Origin of the sequence: Paenibacillus sp. BGI2013, assembly GCF_002843485.1 — a bacterium.
GTDB classification, from domain to species: Bacteria; Bacillota; Bacilli; order Paenibacillales; family Paenibacillaceae; genus Paenibacillus; species Paenibacillus amylolyticus.
The window spans coordinates 232,977-250,635 of sequence record NZ_PJFA01000009.1 but is presented as its reverse complement, the minus strand read 5'-3'; the positions used below and the strand labels follow the sequence as shown (position 1 = coordinate 250,635).

Sequence of the window (17,659 nt, the reverse complement as noted above, 5' to 3'; positions counted from 1 at the left end):
GGGGCGGTAGGTATAATGGCTGGTTGGATTGTAGGGATTAGTTTTTCCACCATCGTACTGCTAATCGGGATTTACGGCGCATTAAACAGCAGGCGCAGGCTGGCCAGAAACAAGTGGGCCTGGTGGTTTATTCTGTTTGGTTGTTGTGCGCTTGTCAGTGCCATCATTAATTATCAATTCAGATGAGCCTCATATATTACAAAAGTAAGCCTACAAAAACGGATGTGGCTTTCAATTGCCCTATGTGATATAGTAAGTATCCTTTTGTATTGCCAGATCTAGGCGATGCAGAGCAAAACATATTCTTAGGAGGTAACTGAAACATGTCAGACAGCTTTCAAAGTGCCTATCAAGAAGAAGAGTACAGGTTAGAGCGAACGATGGAGGAAGTGGATAGTCAGCTGGAACGACTGCAGAACATTCCGGTATACACCGGCCACGACTTCACAGAACAAGTGCTGGAAGCTGGACGCGAAGAGCGCCGCACCGCCTTGTCCAAGAGCGCGCAGCAACCCTATTTCGGACGCTTGGATTTCGAAGAACAGGGCAGTGGTGCACGGAAACCGCTGTATATTGGCAAAATTGGCGTAGACCGCGAAGAGGTGGGAGAGCATCCGCTCGTCATCGACTGGCGTGCTCCTGTCGCAAGCCTGTTTTACTCATTTACGGGAGGGGAAGCCTCCGCTACGTATGAAGCCCCGGAAGGGCTTATTGAAGGTCTCGTATATCTGAAACGAAACGTTGTCATTCGGCAGCGGATATTGGAACGTGTGGCGGATACATATAACCGTGATAGCGACCAGCCAGCGGTATCTGATGAATTCCTCGTTTATCGTCTCGGAGAGAACAAGGATAACAAACTGCGTGATATCGTATCTACGATTCAAGCGGAGCAGGATCTGATTATTCGTGCGGCGAGAAACACTGCATTGATCATTCAGGGTGTAGCTGGATCCGGGAAAACGACGGTTGCCCTGCATCGACTTGCCTTTTTGCTATATCAGTATAAGGAGCAGGTATCTGCGGAGAAAATGGTTATTTTTGCACCCAACCATATGTTCCTGGACTACATTTCTGATGTGCTTCCGGAACTTGGAGTAGGGGACATTCAACAGCGGACATTCCCGGATTGGGCGATGAACCTGCTGGGGCTGGATATGCCTTTGGCGAATACGTCGGATACATTGAACACCTGGTTCGAAAAACCTGATGCACGACCTGAATTGAATGATGATGTACCTGGGCGTTACAAAGGATCCATCCGTTTCATGGAGCTTATTCGAGAATGGTTGTCGGGGATGGAAGCGGATTCCGTACCGGATACGGACTTCAGTCCATGGGATGGTAAGGTGCTTAGCAAGACAGAGATCGAGAACTGGTTCGGTGAGGAATACAAACATTATCCACTGGCCAAACGCAAAGAACGGGTTATGGCGAGAGTTCACCGCTGGATTGAGATGGAACTTAAGAAACCGATGCCAGAAGCTGTGCGTAAAGAACGCAAGAAAAAAGCGTCTACTCGTGAGAAAGCTTATGCCAAAAAATGGCCTCAATACGAGCCGCTTACGTTATACAAACAGCTGTTCAAAGCTGGAAAGGGCGGCTGTGTGCCAGCCTCGCTCAGCGGGCTGATTCCAAAACTAGTCATGAAACAAACCGCAGCAGATCTGAAACAGGATATCGTCCGTGAAGAGGATCTGCCTGCATTGGTATACATTCATACATTGGTCCATGATATTGAGGGCTCGGAGCGGTTTGATCATATTGTGATCGATGAAGCGCAGGACTTTTCCCCTTTTCATGTGGCGTTATTGGATCAGTTCGTCAAAGGGCATTCCTTCACCATACTGGGTGACTTGTCTCAAGGCATTCATGAGTACCGTGGTGTTCATGCGTGGGAAGAGATGAGTTCTTTATTTCCTGAGGAACAGAATGCATACTTTGCATTGACCCGAAGTTATCGTTCAACGATGGAAATTATCGATTATGCCAACACGATTCTGGAACGTGGTGTCAAGAGCGGGATTACGGCGATTCCTGTTTTCCGTAGTGGTGATCCGGTTCGGACGTTGGCTTATGGAGGCGAAGGGCGGACGGCGAGTCTGGAGCAGGCTTTGAAGCTGTTAACGGTCAAAGACTACCGAACGGTCTCCATCCTGACTCGTACACTGCATGAAGCAGAGGAACTTCACCGTGACCTACAGGCTGCAGGCTGGGATCTAAACTTGATCGATGGTGGCAAAAAGCAGTACACAGGTGGGCACTCCGTTTTACCGGTCTATCTGTCTAAAGGGTTGGAGTTTGATGCCGTTATTGTGGCAGACGTAGATCAGAAGCATTATTTGCCAAATGCAGGTGATGCAAAGCTGTTGTACGTTGGTTGTACACGGGCCTTGCACGAATTGTGGTTGTTCCATGACGGTGAACTGCCGATCTATGCGGCTGCAACACATAATCCCGATGGCGAGTCCGTAACCATTCAGGGTTGGCCAGAGCTTGGCTAGATAAAGTTTATTTATACAGAAAAAGGCATGACGTTTATGGAGAGTCCCATAAGCGCATGCCTTTTTTGCTTTTGTGCGAGAAATGATTAATCTTCCAAGGAAGAACGATGGGGGAGTTCAAGTTTATGTTACGCTATTTCTCATTCTGGATGAGCGACGGTTCACCAGGAATATGCCAACACCAATAAATAAACCGCCTGCTAATGCAAACCACTGAACGTGCTCTCCTAGTAAAATCCAACTCGATAGTACACCAAAGAACGGCGCCAGAAACAGATACGAACTGGTTTGGGCTGGGTCACTATTCTGAAGCAGATAAAACCAGAGTGAGAACTGAATGATGGAGCAAACAAGCGTTAACCAGAGCAGCGCCATAACCGAGGTGGTATTGATCGTAAAGTGAGGCTGTTCAGTCCATACGCTCAGCAGAAGCAACGCAGCACCTCCAGCAAGCATCTGATAGGCTGTTAAGACAAAAGTATCGTAGCCATTGCCCCAGCGTTTGATGAGCAATGTGGACACGGCAAAGGAGATCGCTCCACCAAATCCAATCCAGGTTCCGGGGCTAAAGCTCATTTGCATTCCAAAGGTTAACATAATCCCGATGAAACCGAGTATAACACCGATCCACTGACTGAAACGGTAGGTCACTCTATATAAGAGAGCACTGAGGATAATGACCAGTAGCGGATTGGTAAACGTAATAATGGCGGATTCACCGGATGTAATCCAGTTCATGCTGTAGTAGGCGCAGCCCATCACTCCTGCGGATTGGAACAGGCCAATAAGGATTATTTTCAACCAAGACTGCCATCCAGTAGGCAAAGGACGTTTACGAAGGAACAAGGCCATCAAGCCACCTGCCAGTATATAACGTATGCCCATGAGCAGGAAAGGTGGGGCATATAACATGCCGATCTTGCCAACTGGAAAAGAAGTGCCCATGATTAACGTTGTCAAAATGATCAATAATGTATATTTCAATGGTTTGATGATCCGGGTATCTTTATCATGACTGGAGCTCATAACGTCTGTCCGCTATCTACAGTAATTAGTTGCCCGGTCATGGATTGCTGTTCCAGCGCAGCACAGATCATGTGTGCGATATCTTCAGGTGAGGCAATATGCTGTAATAACACTTCTCCACCAAGACGATACATTCGCTCCTCGTTTCCAGCCCACCACCTTGTAGCAACTGCGCCAGGGACGATAGCATTCACCCGAATGTGTGGTGAGAGTGCGTGCGCAAGTGATAAAGTTAGACCGTGAACGGCCGCTTTGGAGACGGCGTAAGGGAGGCAGGAGCCCGAGCCCGTACTGCCTGCGATGCTGCCCAAATTCACGATAGAACCACCGCCAGCCTGTCTCATGCCTTCCGTCACTGCACGAGCGCAATGAAACATGCCTTTCACATTCACATCAAGTAGCTCATTCCAGACGTCATCTGTAACAGACTCCAGATCGTGCATGGGGATATGACGCGTGATTCCGGCGTTATTTACAAGTGCAGTGATCGGGCCGTAGGTTTCAGTTATTGTAGTGACCATCCGCCGGACATCAAGATCATTGGCAACATTAGCTTGAACGGCGAATGCATGGCCTCCCGTATCCAAAATGTGTTGAACAGTCTCTCTTGCTGCATCTTGTGAGCGGGAATAGTTGACAGCGACCAAGGCTCCGCGTTCAGCGAGCATCTCACTTACAGCACGTCCTATACCTGTTCCACCACCTGTGATCAGAGCAACTCTATTTTTCCAGTATGTCATGCTGAACACTCCTTATCATCATCCAGTCAGATGACTGGTTTGGGATCTACATGAATTGTAGTCCGGTTTACACATGAAGTATAATGATTGGTAATGAAGCGGATATCATTTTGAATGATGTCAGAGTGGAGGGACCATGGAGAGCGGGGATCTTAGAATATTTCAGTGTGTTGCACAGGAAGGGAATCTGACCAAAGCTGCCTCTAAACTGGGGTATGTTCAATCCAACGTAACGGCACGAATTCGGCATCTGGAAGCAGAAGTAGGTACAACGTTGTTCATTCGTCATAACCGAGGCATGACGTTATCTCCAGCCGGAGAGATGCTGCTGACCTATGCAGATAAAATTATTGGCTTGCTGAATGATGCTTCCAAGGCGCTTCGGGCGACGAGCACACCATCGGGTCCAATGCGAATAGGTTCTACACAAACCTCAGCGGCCGTGCGGCTACCTGAACTTTTCGTCAGATATTACAAACAGTATCCAGATGTCTCCTTGTCACTGGTTACTGGCAATTCGCAGATGCTTATGGATCAGGTTATTGGGTATGAATTGGAGGGAGCATTTATAGGCTGTCCCTGTGATCATCCTGATATCGTTTCTATTCCCGTATTTGATGAGGAACTATTTGTTGTCTATTCTGGTATGGGTCCTACGGATGAAGATCTTAAGAGTAAACCTATTCTTGTCTACAGCATGGGGTGTTCCTATCGTCAGGTTTTGGAGGAATGGTTAGAGGTGGGTGGTGTTACCCGTCCAGTAATTATGGAATTCGGAACCCTTGAAGCGATTATTAGTGGAGTTACGTCCGGTATGGGAATTTCCTTATTACCAGAGATTGTGATTAGGCATCAGATCAAAAATGGATTATTGCGCACGCATACACTCCCCGTAGGTATGAATCGCATGATGACTCATTTTATTACTCGCAAGGATACCTTTGTCAGCAGTGCACTTCATGCATTTATGGCTATGTTACCGCGAGAGTATGATATGATAGAGAGTGGAGAACCATCAGAAGTATAATTGTAATCAAGGCAAGGCAATCCGTTAAGGAAGTGATGAGCAATGGATTTATTTTCGTTTCAACAGGACTCAAAACCACAAGCTAGACTGCTCGCGGACCGCTTGCGGCCAGAGCATCTGGATGAATATATTGGACAGGAACATATTATTGGACCAGGGAAATTACTCCGGCGCGCCATCGAGGCTGATCAGATTTCGTCCATCTTGTTATACGGCCCTCCGGGATGTGGCAAGACAACCTTGGCACATATTATTTCCCAGCAAACGCAAGGACAGTTCGTACGTCTGAATGCAGTGGAAGCTTCCGTCAAGGATGTGCGTGAAGTTATCGAACAGGCCCAAACGAACAAACAGCTGTATGGAACAAAAACCATTTTGTTCCTCGACGAGGTACATCGGTTTAACAGTTCACGTCAGGATGCGCTATTGCCAGCGGTAGAGAAGGGTACGATTATTTTTATCGGCGCAACAACAGAGAATCCCTTTCATTATGTCAATGGAGCCTTGATGAGTCGCTCCACCCTGTTCCAGCTGGAATCGCTGAACAAGGATCATTCCCTAATTGCAATGCGCAGAGCATTGAGTGATGTGGACAAAGGTCTGGGGTTCATGGAACTACAGGCGGACGATGAGGCGCTAGAGCATATTGCCACGATGGCCAACGGAGATATTCGGCGTGCGCTTAATGCGCTTGAACTGGCTGCGTTGACCACGCCACCGGAGAAGGATGGGTCCATTCATATCACGCTTGGTGTAGCTGAAGAGTCTATTCGGCGCCCCATTGTGAAGGCAGATGAATCCACACAGTATGATGTGCTGTCTGCATTTCACAAGAGTATTCGGGGTTCCAGTGATGCGGCGTTGTTTTGGTTTCTATACGCGGTGGAGAAGCTCGGCATGGACCCGATGACCTTCATTCGGCGTCTGATTGCAGCGAGCAGTGAAGATATTGGACTTGCAAACCCGCAAGCCATGACTCAGGCGATTGGAGCACTTGATGCGTACCGAAATAACGGCTGGCCCGAAGCCAAGCTGAACATTGCACAAGCGATTCTGTTCGCGGTCGAAAGTCCAAAATCCAATGCGGTGTACACCGCCATTTCCAAAGCCATGAACGCGATTGATGAGATGAAATCGGCAGAAGTTCCGCTTCACTTACGAGATACGCATTACTCAGGTGCCGTGAAGCTTGGACATGAGGGCTATCAATATCCACACAACTATCCGGGGCATTACGTGAAACAAGAATATTTGCCAAAGCAGCTCTCACGGAGAGTATTCTATGAGGCAACGGAGCAGGGTAACGAATCGAAGATCAGGCTGAACCAACAGCGGCGCAGAGATCTATAAGATCAGTCAGATCACTCGGGAGATGCACACAACATGAAAGAGCTTTTGTATATAGGGGCGGGTGGATTTCTCGGTACATTGACCCGATATGCCATACAGTTAGCGATACCAACTGTCCATGGGGGGTTCCCTTGGGCGGTGCTGTTAATCAATGCGATGGGCAGCCTTTTTTTGGGTTGGTTCTTTACCATAGCTGTTCCAGGCAAAATAACACCACAACTTCGACTGGCGATTGGTACAGGTTTTACTGGCGCATTTACGACATTCTCCACGTTTACGCTTGATATTGTTCGTTTATCCGAAGGGGGCGAATGGATCAGTGCCGCTATTTATATGATCGTGAGTCTGTTGGCAGGATTGTTGCTCTGTGCGCTGGGAATGAGCCTTGGACATCGTATGTTGGGAGCACAAAGACAAGAGGGTGATGCCTCATGATCCTGTGGATTGGTTTTGCAGGTGTGCTGGGTGCGGTACTGCGTTACAGTCTGGGAAAATGGGTCTCTGGCTTGCTGGGAATGGCCTTTCCATGGGGAACATGGATCATCAACATCAGTGGTTCACTGTTGCTTGGGTTGTTATATGGGTGGCATGAATCTGCAATGATCTCAGATGGAATCTGGGTGATGTGGGGAACCGGATTTTGCGGTGCGTACACCACGTTCTCTACCTTTGGTTATGAGACGTTAGGACTTATGGGTCGACAACGATACGCAAGCGCGGCGCTCTACGTTGTAAGTTCGGTTCTAGTTGGGGTGTTGGCCGCCTGGGCAGGAGTCTGGTTGACTGCATAACGAACTATTTTTTATTTTTTTGCAAAAATAAGCAGGAAAAAAGCCATCCTTCATGGTATACATGAAAGACGGCTTTTTTTATAGGGATACACGGTATTGTGTATAATCCGCATTTTAATGGACAAGCTCTATTATTGCATTGCGGGTACAGGTACTTTTTGCACCTGATCGATCGTACCCCCACCCAGGCAGACCTCTCCGTCGTAGAAAACAACGGCTTGTCCTGGCGTGATGGCTTTTTGCTGCTGGTCAAATTGTACATCCACACTTCCATCTTCCTGCCAGGTCAATGTTACACCTTGATCCGGCTGACGATAGCGGAATTTGGCAGTACAACGGTATGGCACATTAGGCATGTGCTCTGCACCAGCAATCCAGTTCACACCCGTTGCGGTAAGACCAGTGGAGTACAGGCTTGCATGGGCATCGCCCTGAACAACAAGCAGTTGATTCTTCTCCAGGTTCTTGTCTGCAACAAACCAGGGTTCACCATTGCCGGAACCACCAATGCCAAGACCTTGGCGCTGTCCAAGTGTGTAGTACATCAGACCGTCGTGGCGACCTTTGACTTCACCGGTTGCGATATCAACCATGTCTCCACCTTTGGCAGGCAGATAGTTACTCAGGAACTCTTTGAAATTACGCTCACCGATGAAGCAGACACCTGTGCTGTCTTTTTTCTTGGCAGTATACAAACCAGCCGCTTCTGCGATTTTGCGTACTTCCGGTTTGGGCAGATGACCAATCGGGAACATGGCTTTGGACAGCTGGTTCTGATTGAGTGCGTTAAGGAAATACGTTTGATCCTTATTGTTGTCCACACCACGAAGCAACTTGAGTGTGCCATCTTCTTCAATCAGACGAGCATAGTGTCCTGTGGCTACATAATCTGCGCCGAGATCCAGAGCTTTGTTCAGGAATTCACCAAATTTGATCTCACGATTACACATGACATCCGGATTTGGCGTGCGGCCCGACTTATATTCATCAAGGAAATAGGTAAATACTTTATCAAAATATTCTTTCTCGAAGTTGACAGTGTAGTAAGGAATGCCGATCTGTTCACATACGCGGCGTACATCCTCTGAATCTTCTTCAGCGGTACAGTGGCCGAACTCGTCGGTGTCATCCCAGTTTTTCATGAAAATGCCGATGACATCGTACCCTTGCTCTTTCAGCAGCAGTGCGGTAACGGAAGAATCGACACCTCCGGACATGCCAACGACGACCCGTGTATTTTCAATTGTTTTGGACATCGTTATCACCATTTCTATATATAAATGTGTTTCGTTTCTTATTCTAGCATAACCGGACTCAAGATACGATACACCCGGCCAATTTTGGATAGTGTCCACCACAGACGCACATTTTGGAATATCGTCAATCTTTCTTTTCCATAAAGCATGCAGATATGTTAACATTAGCTGAGGGTTATGATCGGAATACGGAGGATTAGAAGGTTTATGCTAATCTCAATGCATCTCCGCTGTGGACAGATCGTGAAACAGACGGTCATGGACCATAGGATTAAATATAAAGTTTCCAATCGTTTCTGAAAATTGAAAGAGGTGACTCCTTTGAAAATATCGACAAAAGGCCGTTACGGCCTCACAATCATGATGGAGCTTGCTGCCAGAATAGGCGAAGGCCCTACATCACTTAAAAGCATTGCTGAGCGCAACCAGCTCTCGGAGCATTACTTGGAGCAACTGATTGCTCCACTGCGTAATGCAGGACTGGTGAAAAGCATTAGAGGTGCTTACGGCGGTTATATCCTTGCGGGTGATCCTGCAACCGTGACTGCAGGCGATGTAATCCGTGTACTGGAAGGGCCAATCTCTCCAGTAGACTTCACGGAGGAAGATGATCCGGCGAAGCGTGATCTGTGGTTGCGTATTCGTGACGGGATTGCGGAAGTATTGGATTCCACAACACTGAAAGACCTGATTACCTTCCAGGATCAGGACAAAAAAGACAGCTACATGTTTTACATTTAAGGTCACTAATTCGCATCACAGAAGACACAATAAAGCCTCCAATTTGGGGGCTTTAGACATGCCAATGGGTACTTTGTTCTTCAATTTCTGCAGATCATTTTAATTGAGCAGGGCTATGTATTCAGCCGCGGGATTAACAAGATGGTCAAGTGTGAACTTAACTGGATCACTTGTAAATCAGCGACTTTTTAAGGTTTCTATATCAGCTTCCAAGCGTAACTGACGGCGATTCAAAATATCAATGCTGTGCTGATGGGTATTCAATTCGGTAGTTACTTTGCGTTCAGAGGCGGATTGGGAAGCGTCAAGACGTTTCGTAACTGTCAATGTTTCCAGAACAGCTTGTTGAAGAAGCGGAATGTTTTTAGTTTGTTCCTCAATAGCATTGAGTGTGCGATCAACAGTGTCGAGTCTGCTCTCTACGGCACCGAGCCTCTCTTCCATAGCATCAAACCGGTGGTCTATTTTTCCAAGATGTCCATCAATACTGTCGAATCGTTTGTCCATTTGTTGAAGCTGATTCAGAATCTGCCTGAGAATGGGATTACTCATGTCTCTCTCTCCTTTTTGAAATGGATATATAACATTATACACGAAGATGTGACAATAGAGCATCCGTTTCAGTTTCCAATTTTGACAGTTTGCCATGAGATAGAAATTTAACATATAACGGGGTGAAGATAAATGAAACGAATTTATTTGGATCACGCCGCATCGACACCTATGCATCCACAAGTCGCAGAAGCGATGATGAACGTCATGACAGGACAATTTGGCAATGCATCAAGTATCCATGCCTTTGGGCGTGAGGCCAAACGGACTGTCAGCGGAGCAAGGGATGTCATTGCGGCGTCTTTGGGCTGTTTCCCGGACGAATTGGTATTCACTGGAGGCGGCACGGAGAGCGACAATCTGGCAATCTTTGGAGCAGTCTCATCCAGGCAGGATAAGGGGAAACACGTCATTACAACCGCAATTGAGCACCACGCTGTCTTGCATACGTGTCAGGAATTGGAGCGGCAAGGTTATGAAGTAACCTATCTATCTGTGGATCGTCATGGACGAATAAATCTGGATGAGTTGCAAGAGGCCATTCGGCCGGATACGGTGCTGATTACCATGATGTATGCCAACAATGAAGTGGGCACCATTCAGCCGATTCGCGAGGTAGGTGAGCTTGCCCGTCAGCATAATATCCTTTTCCATACCGATGCGGTTCAGGCTCTGGGCAGCCAGAATATTTCCTGTAAGGAACTGCCTGTGGATCTGATCAGCTTCTCTGCGCATAAAATCAACGGACCTCAGGGCGTGGGTGCACTCTATGTACGGCGAGGAATTGTGCTGGAAGCAAGAGCTCACGGTGGGTTGCAAGAGCGTCAGCGTCGGGCTGGTACGGAAAATATCGCAGGTATTACCGGATTTGCAGAGGCTCTCAAGATTGCATCAGCACAGACGGAGGTGCATCGTCAGCATGATTTGGAATTGCGTAAACTTTTGTTGGAACAGCTTGAAATTCATGTGGGTACGGAGCACTTTCACGTGAATGGACACCTGGAGCATACGCTGCCAAACATCCTGAATATCAGCTTTCCGGAAGTGTCCACAGAGACGATGTTAATGAATCTGGATATGGAAGGAATTGCTGTTGCAAGCGGTTCTGCCTGCACTTCCGGTTCACTTGAAGTCTCTCATGTGCTCAAAGCGATGAAATTGCCTGAAACATTTTTACACTCTGCGATTCGATTTAGCTGGGGATTGGGTAATACTACGGAAGAAATCATGATAACCGCCGAAAAAATTGGAACCATTCTTGGACGACTGCGTAATAGACCCTAAGGGGAACTTTACACATGGAACAGAAGGAGGGAAGAAGTTCCATTTCATCGGTTGGATAGAAGCGGTTTTGATGATCGGCGTCTGATTGCCACTCATCAACTTTGGGCATACCTAGCAATAGCGCCGCGCCTATTTAATGATAAGAAGATGAGGGGGACCCAGCGATGAAGCTTCAGGAAATGATCGGACTTGCCGTTTTTGATGTTGAGGACGGGAAGCAGGTCGGTAAAATCCAGGATTTCATTGTGAATGATGATTGGGAGATCGAAGGCATTGAGCTTGAGAACAAAGGTCTGTTTACCAATCATGTCAAAATCGTGCAGTGGCAAGATATCGTTGCCTACGGCGAAGATGCCGTCATGATCCGTAATCAACAGGCTGTCCGCAAGACGGGAGCCGACGACATAAAATACACGTACCTCCTCGGTCGGTCTAAATTGAAGGAGATGTCCGTGCTCACCGAAGAAGGTTTGCTGCTCGGGCGTGTCTCCGATGTTTATTTTGACCAAGAGTTGGGAAATACAATAATAGGGATTGAAATTACGGACGGTTTTGTGTCCGATCTGATCGAGGGCCGCAAATGGCTGCCATGTACAAGCGATATGTCCATCGGGGAAAGTGCCATTATGGTGCCGTCTCTGAGTGAACAACGCTTGGAAAATGCCATTCATTCTGTTAATGGATAGGTGAATGAATATGAAATGTCCAAACTGTAGTTCCAAAGATATCGGGAAAATTGGTTCCCACCAGTTTTATTGCTGGGGATGCTTTATCGAATTAACGGTGAACGGTGAGAAAATGTCTGTATATCAGGTGGAAGAAGACGGTACGCTGAGTTCCCTGGATGATCTGTTTTTCGGGGACGAGCTGCCACAAGACTTCCCTCATCTTCACGCTTCTTCTTAATAAGCAGAATAACTTCCTCTATATGCGGTTTCATGACAATGTCTGTCATGGGAGGCTGTCGCTAATTGTTGGCAGATGTATATAGATGCGGTTACATAGTGGTTCGGCTGGTGTATGGTTGATTATATGCTAACCCGTACTGCAAAATGCGCTTCCTTCTCTGATGAAGGAGGCGTTTTTTTTGGGTTTAAGAAAAAATGTTCGGATTACTCCTTTCCACTTTTGCGCTGTGTTAATAAATATTACCTTTCCTACATATACTGACTCTCAGAGCCAGTCCAAAAGGAGAGATGCAAGTGGAGCAATTAACCAAAAACAAGCTGTTCCGTTACGCGATCTGGCTGCTGCTCGGATTGATCATTTTATATTTTATTTGGCTGCTGCGGCCTTTACTGCTTCACATATATGCGTTCCTGAAAACAGTGCTGGCACCCTTTATCGTAGCCCTTATCATATCCTATGTACTTAATCCGATTGTCAGCATGCTGGGAGGGCGCAAGGTGCCGCGTACAATTGCGGTTCTACTCATATATGCCTTTTTCCTGACATGCCTCGGTGTCATTCTGATGAATGTCATTCCGGTATTGATTGAACAGCTGGGGGAACTCAACGAGCATATGCCGGAGCTATCCATGCGTGCCCAGAGCCTGATGAACAATATGGATCACAAATTAATGCCGCCAAGTGTGCGAACAGGCATGAACAGTTGGTTTTTTCAGATGGAGGATCGACTAACTCAGGGAATTACTGTGCTTATGGACAATATCGGGGCGACCATTAATGTGTTATTCAATGTGTTTATCGTGCCATTTCTGATCTTTTATATGTTAAAAGACTTTGAGGTGTTTGAGCGCACCATTGTGGCGTATCTTCCGCGTTCACGTCGGAAAGCGATTGTCTCGGTGATGAAAGAGATCGATACTGCACTGGGGAACTACATTCGGGGACAGTTTATTGTCTGTGTCATTGTTGGTATCTTTGCCTACATTGGTTATATCGTCATTGATATGCCGTATGCCCTGCTACTTGCAAGCATTGTAGCTGTGTTTAACATTGTGCCCTACTTGGGGCCTTTCCTTGGAGCTGCTCCTGCTGTGGTCATGGCATCAACCGTATCGTTTAAAATGGTACTACTTGTTGTCATTGTGAACACACTGTGCCAGGTGTTGGAGAGTAATGTTATTTCTCCTCAGGTGGTGGGACGTACGTTGCATCTGCATCCACTGTCGATTATATTTGCACTGCTCGTCGGAGGTGAACTGGCAGGCATTGTAGGTTTAATTTTGGCAGTACCCGTTTTTGCCGTGCTGAAGGTGATTGTGCAACACTTTTTCGCCTATTACATCAAACGAAGGACCGACTAAATAGCAGGGTTAAAACATCAACGAGGCCGCGTTGACACCCGCTTGTGCTACCGATATAATGAGTGTGTATGTTGAGAACATGAAATCGATGATGAAATAAAGTACGCCGAGGGTTCCTTTCCTCAGAGAATAGACTTCATCGGATCAGGGTGAGCCTGAACTGATGGCTGGAAGAGTCTTGAAAGATGAAGCGGCGGAAAGCTAATTTCGGAGTGCAGGACAACCCTGCCGGGAGCGACCGTTATTTCGCATTAACGAGGAGATTGTTTGTTTGTCCGGGCAGCAAGGGATGAACAGCAATAACCAGGGTGGTACCGCGATAACATCGTCCCTGATTATTCAGGGGCGTTTTTTGTGTTTATTTTTACAAAAACAATGTTGACCAACCGGAGCGAATACGCAACGGACTATTATAATTTAATGGGGGCATCCAGTATGAAAGCCAGTGAAATCCGGTCCAAATGGATAGAGTTTTTTGCAAGTAAAGGTCACAAAATCGAGCCGAGCGCATCGCTCGTGCCTCACAACGATCCTTCTCTTTTGTGGATCAATGCAGGTATGGCACCGCTCAAACCATATTTTGACGGACGTGAGAAGCCGGAGAACCCGCGTCTAGCGAACTCCCAAAAATGTATCCGTACCAATGATATCGAGAATGTTGGTAAAACGCGTCGTCACCATACGTTCTTCGAAATGCTCGGCAACTTTTCTATTGGAGATTACTTCAAGGAAGAGACCGTAACATGGGCTTGGGAATTCTTGACCAGCAAAGAGTGGATCGGATTCGATCCGGAACGTCTTTCCGTAACGGTATATCCGGAAGATGAAGAAGCTTTCAAACTGTGGAACGAAAAAGTAGGACTGCCTGCTGAGCGTATCATTAAATTGGATGAAAACTTCTGGGATATCGGCGAAGGCCCATGTGGACCTTGTACCGAGATCTTCTATGACCGCGGCGAAGCTTACGGAAACGACATGAGCGATCCTGAAATGTATCCAGGTGGGGAAAACGAACGTTACCTGGAAGTATGGAATCTGGTATTCTCCCAGTTCAACCATAACAAGGACGGCAGCTACACACCGCTTCCTAACAAAAACATTGATACAGGTGCAGGTTTGGAGCGTTTTGCTTCCATTCTGCAAAATGTGGATTCCAACTTCGACACAGACCTGTTCCAACCGATGATTCAAAGAACAGCCGCTCTTGCGGGTGTGAAATATAACGACAGCGTAGAGATTGATGTTGCATTGAAAGTCATTGCCGATCATATCCGTACGGTTGCTTTTGCAGTAGGTGATGGCGTTCTGCCAAGTAATGAAGGACGTGGATATGTCATCCGTCGCTTGCTTCGCCGTGCAGTTCGTTATGGAAAAGTGCTTGGACTTGACCGTCCATTCCTGTATGAATTGACAACAACCGTTGGTGAAGTGATGGGCATGTACTACCCTGAGGTAGTAGACAAACAGGAGTTCATCGCCAAAGTAATCAAAACCGAGGAAGAGCGTTTCCACGAAACACTAACAGATGGTCTGGCTATTCTGGCTGATATCAGCGGCACAGCCAAATCCGAAGGACGCACCGTTATTAGCGGACCTGAAGCTTTCAAACTGTATGATACGTACGGTTTCCCGTTTGACCTGACAGAAGATTATGCTGCAGAGCATGGTCTGACTGTGGACCGTGAAGGTTTTGATGCTTCCATGCAGAAACAACGTGAGCTTGGACGTGCTGGGCGTCAAGAGAACGAGAGCATGAAAGTCCAAGGCGGACCACTTGCTGATCTGGAGGTTAAAAGCGAGTTTGTTGGTTATACTGACCTGTTGACGGAAGCAAAAGTGGTAGCCATCGTAGCTGGTGACGCCCTTGTTGAATCTGTAGGCGAAGGACAGACGTGTCAGGTTGTTCTGGACAAGACTCCGTTCTACGCGGAAAGTGGCGGTCAAGTGAGTGATCAGGGCTTGCTGCGAGGTGCTGGTGTAACAGCAAAAGTACAAGGTTTGTTCAAAGCTCCACTCGGACAACATGTACATCTGGTGACTGTGGAGTCTGGTGAACTGCGTGTAGGTGATGTGATCAACGCCGAAGTAGACTCAGCGAAACGTGGCGACATTATCAAAAACCATACGGCTACCCACTTGCTGCACAAGGCACTCAAAGATGTGCTCGGCACACACGTAAACCAGGCAGGATCGCTCGTAGAGCCACAGCGTCTGCGGTTTGACTTCTCTCACTTCGGTAGTATTACGCCGGAAGAGTTGACAGAGATTGAACGTCAGGTGAATGAACAGATCTGGAATCGTCTGAACGTGAACATCGAGCTGAAAGCTATTGATGAAGCCAAAGAAATGGGTGCAATGGCCCTGTTTGGCGAAAAATATGGAGATATTGTACGTGTTGTTCAAGTCGGAGACTACAGTTTGGAACTTTGTGGCGGCTGTCACGTAAATAATACTTCAGAGATCGGAATCTTCAAACTGGTGAGCGAGAGCGGAATTGGCTCCGGCGTACGCCGGATCGAAGCTGTAACTGGCCGCGGCGCATATCTGTATGTGGAAAGCCAGTTGGAACTGCTTAAACAATCAGCAACACTGCTCAAAGCAAATGTGGCTGATGTACCTAAACGGATTGAAGGTCTGAACCAACAACTGAAAGAAGCAGCCAGAGAGACTGAATCCCTGCAAAGCAAGCTGAGTGCCATGGAAGCGGGTCAATTGACCGATCAAGTGGTACAAGCAGGAAATACACAATTGCTGGCAGCACGCGTAGATGCTCCGAACATGGATGCGTTGCGTACAGTGGCAGATGAGTTGAAAGTAAAATTGCCTAACGCGGTACTCGTATTGGGTGCTCCAGCGGACGGCAAAGTGAATTTTGTTGTAGCAGTACCTGCTGAACAAGTAAAACAAGGATTACACGCAGGCAAAATCGTCAAAGAAGTCGCAGCAGTGTGCGGCGGTGGCGGTGGCGGACGTCCAGATATGGCGCAAGCCGGAGGTAAGGATGCGACCAAGCTGGATGAAGCGCTGAAACTGGCGGTTTCTCTGGTTAGCGGGCATAATGCATAAATCCATTGAGTGGCTTTCAATCGTCAAAAAATAAATCGAAATGGTTCTGTTCGTTTATTTTTTGTACCCGAGAGCGTGTGGAATCGAATGATGCAATATGCTGAAGCCAGTAAAGGACAAGCAAAAAACACAATTGCCTTATCCTTTGTTTACTTGTGGCAGTCAGAATATGTTATTATATAAACAGAAATCAATTCGGCAGGACATGGTCCCCATGTTCATGCAGGAGCGAGGTGTCATCAATGGACTCCATGGATAAGACGGTTAAATTTAATGTGAAAGGTGACGAACAGGAAGCATCATCCAAAGAGATTCTTCTCACGGTATATGATGCATTGGTCGATAAGGAGTATAATCCAATCAACCAGATTGTTGGGTATCTGATTTCCGGAGACCCGGCATACATTCCTCGTCACAACAACGCACGTAGTCTGGTCCGTAAAAAGGAGCGCGATGAGCTGATTGAAGAGCTTGTACGTTCCTATCTGGCCAATCACCGGTAATGTACGCCGCTTCCGCTGTGTTGCAGCCTTGCAGACAGCGGGAAATGAACCGACAGAAGACAGCCTGAAGCTTGAGAAGGCGATTATTCGTAATCGACCTGAGCAGGCCCCAGGATGGGAGAGCATGGATGAAAATATTAGGTTTGGACTATGGGGACCGAAGAATCGGAGTTGCCGCGAGTGACGCCTTCGGTTGGACTGCCCAGGGATTGGAAGTGCTAGAACGCCGCCGTGATGAAGGCGAGTTCGCTCGGATTGCCGAACTTGTGCGTGAGCATGAGATTAGTGAGATCGTAGTCGGACTTCCCAAAAACATGAACGGCACCGTAGGACCGCGCGGTGAGATATGCATTGCTTTTGCCGATCGACTGCGGGATGAACTGAATTTACCTGTTCACCTTTGGGATGAACGGCTGACAACCATGGCAGCAGAACGTACGCTGATCGAAGCGGATGTCAGTCGGAAAAAACGCAAGCAGGTTGTGGACAAAATGGCCGCAAGCTTGATTTTGCAAAATTATTTGGATGCCAATAGTAGAAGGTGAGGGG

At 47.4% G+C, this 17,659-nt stretch carries 19 protein-coding genes; 15 read left to right on the top strand and 4 right to left on the bottom strand.

What is annotated here, in order from left to right; all coding sequences use genetic code 11:
• Positions 1 to 15 precede the first annotated feature (15 nt).
• Positions 16 to 186: a hypothetical protein gene (locus CXK86_RS32255; RefSeq protein ID WP_164783408.1), complete on the top strand. Its 171-nt coding sequence runs from the start codon at positions 16 to 18 to the stop codon at positions 184 to 186.
• A 137-nt stretch (positions 187 to 323) separates the two neighbouring features.
• Positions 324 to 2,504, top strand: a complete 2,181-nt coding sequence (locus tag CXK86_RS21800) for a HelD family protein (RefSeq protein ID WP_076252953.1) — start codon at positions 324 to 326, stop codon at positions 2,502 to 2,504.
• A gap of 123 nt (positions 2,505 to 2,627) precedes the next feature.
• Here CXK86_RS21800 and CXK86_RS21795 read toward each other — a convergent pair whose 3' ends face one another.
• Both CXK86_RS21795 and CXK86_RS21790 read right to left on the bottom strand, forming a co-directional pair.
• Positions 2,628 to 3,530, bottom strand: coding sequence for a DMT family transporter (locus tag CXK86_RS21795; protein WP_076252952.1), 903 nt, complete (start codon positions 3,528 to 3,530; stop codon positions 2,628 to 2,630).
• Entirely contained in the window at positions 3,527 to 4,270 is a 744-nt protein-coding gene (locus CXK86_RS21790; protein WP_076252951.1) for an SDR family NAD(P)-dependent oxidoreductase, read from the bottom strand. Before CXK86_RS21790 ends, CXK86_RS21795 begins: the two co-directional genes overlap by 4 nt.
• Positions 4,271 to 4,406: 136 nt before the next feature.
• Between CXK86_RS21790 and CXK86_RS21785 the strand changes: the two genes are divergently transcribed.
• From CXK86_RS21785 to crcB, 4 genes are read left to right on the top strand one after another with little or no spacing between them, the layout of a single operon-like run.
• Positions 4,407 to 5,297, top strand: a complete 891-nt coding sequence (locus CXK86_RS21785; RefSeq protein WP_076252950.1) for a LysR family transcriptional regulator — start codon at positions 4,407 to 4,409, stop codon at positions 5,295 to 5,297.
• A 42-nt stretch (positions 5,298 to 5,339) separates the two neighbouring features.
• Positions 5,340 to 6,647 carry a replication-associated recombination protein A gene (locus CXK86_RS21780; RefSeq protein WP_076252949.1) on the top strand — a complete coding sequence of 436 codons (1,308 nt, stop codon included), beginning with the start codon at positions 5,340 to 5,342 and terminating at the stop codon, positions 6,645 to 6,647.
• 33 nt (positions 6,648 to 6,680) lie between these two features.
• On the top strand, positions 6,681 to 7,082 hold the full coding sequence (locus CXK86_RS21775; RefSeq protein ID WP_036674530.1) for a fluoride efflux transporter FluC: 402 nt from the start codon (positions 6,681 to 6,683) through the stop codon (positions 7,080 to 7,082).
• A complete protein-coding gene (gene crcB / locus CXK86_RS21770) occupies positions 7,079 to 7,438 on the top strand; it encodes a fluoride efflux transporter CrcB (protein ID WP_076252948.1) in 360 nt (119 codons plus the stop codon). The genes CXK86_RS21775 and crcB overlap by 4 nt, the downstream gene beginning before the upstream one ends.
• Positions 7,439 to 7,569: 131 nt before the next feature.
• Here crcB and mnmA read toward each other — a convergent pair whose 3' ends face one another.
• Entirely contained in the window at positions 7,570 to 8,694 is a 1,125-nt protein-coding gene (mnmA, locus tag CXK86_RS21765) for a tRNA 2-thiouridine(34) synthase MnmA (protein ID WP_036616942.1), read from the bottom strand.
• 321 nt (positions 8,695 to 9,015) lie between these two features.
• Between mnmA and cymR the strand changes: the two genes are divergently transcribed.
• Complete coding sequence (gene cymR / locus CXK86_RS21760; protein WP_017686811.1) at positions 9,016 to 9,435, top strand: cysteine metabolism transcriptional regulator CymR; 420 nt, start codon at positions 9,016 to 9,018, stop codon at positions 9,433 to 9,435.
• 177 nt (positions 9,436 to 9,612) lie between these two features.
• Here the strand turns inward: cymR and CXK86_RS21755 are convergent, their stop codons facing one another.
• Positions 9,613 to 9,987 carry a hypothetical protein gene (locus CXK86_RS21755; protein WP_076252947.1) on the bottom strand — a complete coding sequence of 125 codons (375 nt, stop codon included), beginning with the start codon at positions 9,985 to 9,987 and terminating at the stop codon, positions 9,613 to 9,615.
• A gap of 132 nt (positions 9,988 to 10,119) precedes the next feature.
• Between CXK86_RS21755 and CXK86_RS21750 the strand changes: the two genes are divergently transcribed.
• The 8 genes from CXK86_RS21750 (at position 10,120) to ruvX (ending at position 17,655) form a co-directional block, all read left to right on the top strand.
• Positions 10,120 to 11,271 carry a cysteine desulfurase family protein gene (locus CXK86_RS21750; protein ID WP_036674524.1) on the top strand — a complete coding sequence of 384 codons (1,152 nt, stop codon included), beginning with the start codon at positions 10,120 to 10,122 and terminating at the stop codon, positions 11,269 to 11,271.
• A gap of 164 nt (positions 11,272 to 11,435) precedes the next feature.
• Positions 11,436 to 11,957 carry a PRC-barrel domain-containing protein gene (locus CXK86_RS21745; RefSeq protein WP_017686814.1) on the top strand — a complete coding sequence of 174 codons (522 nt, stop codon included), beginning with the start codon at positions 11,436 to 11,438 and terminating at the stop codon, positions 11,955 to 11,957.
• A gap of 10 nt (positions 11,958 to 11,967) precedes the next feature.
• Positions 11,968 to 12,177 (top strand): hypothetical protein, encoded by a 210-nt coding sequence (locus CXK86_RS21740; RefSeq protein WP_017686815.1) that lies wholly within the window; start codon positions 11,968 to 11,970, stop codon positions 12,175 to 12,177.
• 296 nt (positions 12,178 to 12,473) lie between these two features.
• A complete protein-coding gene (locus CXK86_RS21735; protein WP_076212453.1) occupies positions 12,474 to 13,541 on the top strand; it encodes an AI-2E family transporter in 1,068 nt (355 codons plus the stop codon).
• 435 nt (positions 13,542 to 13,976) lie between these two features.
• Positions 13,977 to 16,607, top strand: a complete 2,631-nt coding sequence (alaS, locus tag CXK86_RS21730) for an alanine--tRNA ligase (protein ID WP_076252946.1) — start codon at positions 13,977 to 13,979, stop codon at positions 16,605 to 16,607.
• Positions 16,608 to 16,849: 242 nt separating this feature from the next.
• Positions 16,850 to 17,110 carry an IreB family regulatory phosphoprotein gene (locus tag CXK86_RS21725; protein ID WP_036616950.1) on the top strand — a complete coding sequence of 87 codons (261 nt, stop codon included), beginning with the start codon at positions 16,850 to 16,852 and terminating at the stop codon, positions 17,108 to 17,110.
• Positions 17,079 to 17,294 carry a hypothetical protein gene (locus CXK86_RS32250; RefSeq protein WP_179087905.1) on the top strand — a complete coding sequence of 72 codons (216 nt, stop codon included), beginning with the start codon at positions 17,079 to 17,081 and terminating at the stop codon, positions 17,292 to 17,294. Before CXK86_RS21725 ends, CXK86_RS32250 begins: the two co-directional genes overlap by 32 nt.
• Positions 17,239 to 17,655 (top strand): Holliday junction resolvase RuvX, encoded by a 417-nt coding sequence (gene ruvX, locus CXK86_RS21720; RefSeq protein WP_036616953.1) that lies wholly within the window; start codon positions 17,239 to 17,241, stop codon positions 17,653 to 17,655. Before CXK86_RS32250 ends, ruvX begins: the two co-directional genes overlap by 56 nt.
• Positions 17,656 to 17,659 lie beyond the last annotated feature (4 nt).

Coding starts and splice junctions, on each gene's coding strand:
- CXK86_RS32255 (WP_164783408.1), top strand. CDS start 16: ATGGCTGGTTGGATTGTAGGGATTAGTTTTTCCACCATCGTACTGCTA.
- CXK86_RS21800 (WP_076252953.1), top strand. CDS start 324: ATGTCAGACAGCTTTCAAAGTGCCTATCAAGAAGAAGAGTACAGGTTA.
- CXK86_RS21795 (WP_076252952.1), bottom strand. CDS start 3,530: ATGAGCTCCAGTCATGATAAAGATACCCGGATCATCAAACCATTGAAA.
- CXK86_RS21790 (WP_076252951.1), bottom strand. CDS start 4,270: ATGACATACTGGAAAAATAGAGTTGCTCTGATCACAGGTGGTGGAACA.
- CXK86_RS21785 (WP_076252950.1), top strand. CDS start 4,407: ATGGAGAGCGGGGATCTTAGAATATTTCAGTGTGTTGCACAGGAAGGG.
- CXK86_RS21780 (WP_076252949.1), top strand. CDS start 5,340: ATGGATTTATTTTCGTTTCAACAGGACTCAAAACCACAAGCTAGACTG.
- CXK86_RS21775 (WP_036674530.1), top strand. CDS start 6,681: ATGAAAGAGCTTTTGTATATAGGGGCGGGTGGATTTCTCGGTACATTG.
- crcB (WP_076252948.1), top strand. CDS start 7,079: ATGATCCTGTGGATTGGTTTTGCAGGTGTGCTGGGTGCGGTACTGCGT.
- mnmA (WP_036616942.1), bottom strand. CDS start 8,694: ATGTCCAAAACAATTGAAAATACACGGGTCGTCGTTGGCATGTCCGGA.
- CXK86_RS21755 (WP_076252947.1), bottom strand. CDS start 9,987: ATGAGTAATCCCATTCTCAGGCAGATTCTGAATCAGCTTCAACAAATG.
- CXK86_RS21750 (WP_036674524.1), top strand. CDS start 10,120: ATGAAACGAATTTATTTGGATCACGCCGCATCGACACCTATGCATCCA.
- CXK86_RS21745 (WP_017686814.1), top strand. CDS start 11,436: ATGAAGCTTCAGGAAATGATCGGACTTGCCGTTTTTGATGTTGAGGAC.
- CXK86_RS21740 (WP_017686815.1), top strand. CDS start 11,968: ATGAAATGTCCAAACTGTAGTTCCAAAGATATCGGGAAAATTGGTTCC.
- alaS (WP_076252946.1), top strand. CDS start 13,977: ATGAAAGCCAGTGAAATCCGGTCCAAATGGATAGAGTTTTTTGCAAGT.
- CXK86_RS21725 (WP_036616950.1), top strand. CDS start 16,850: ATGGACTCCATGGATAAGACGGTTAAATTTAATGTGAAAGGTGACGAA.
- ruvX (WP_036616953.1), top strand. CDS start 17,239: ATGAAAATATTAGGTTTGGACTATGGGGACCGAAGAATCGGAGTTGCC.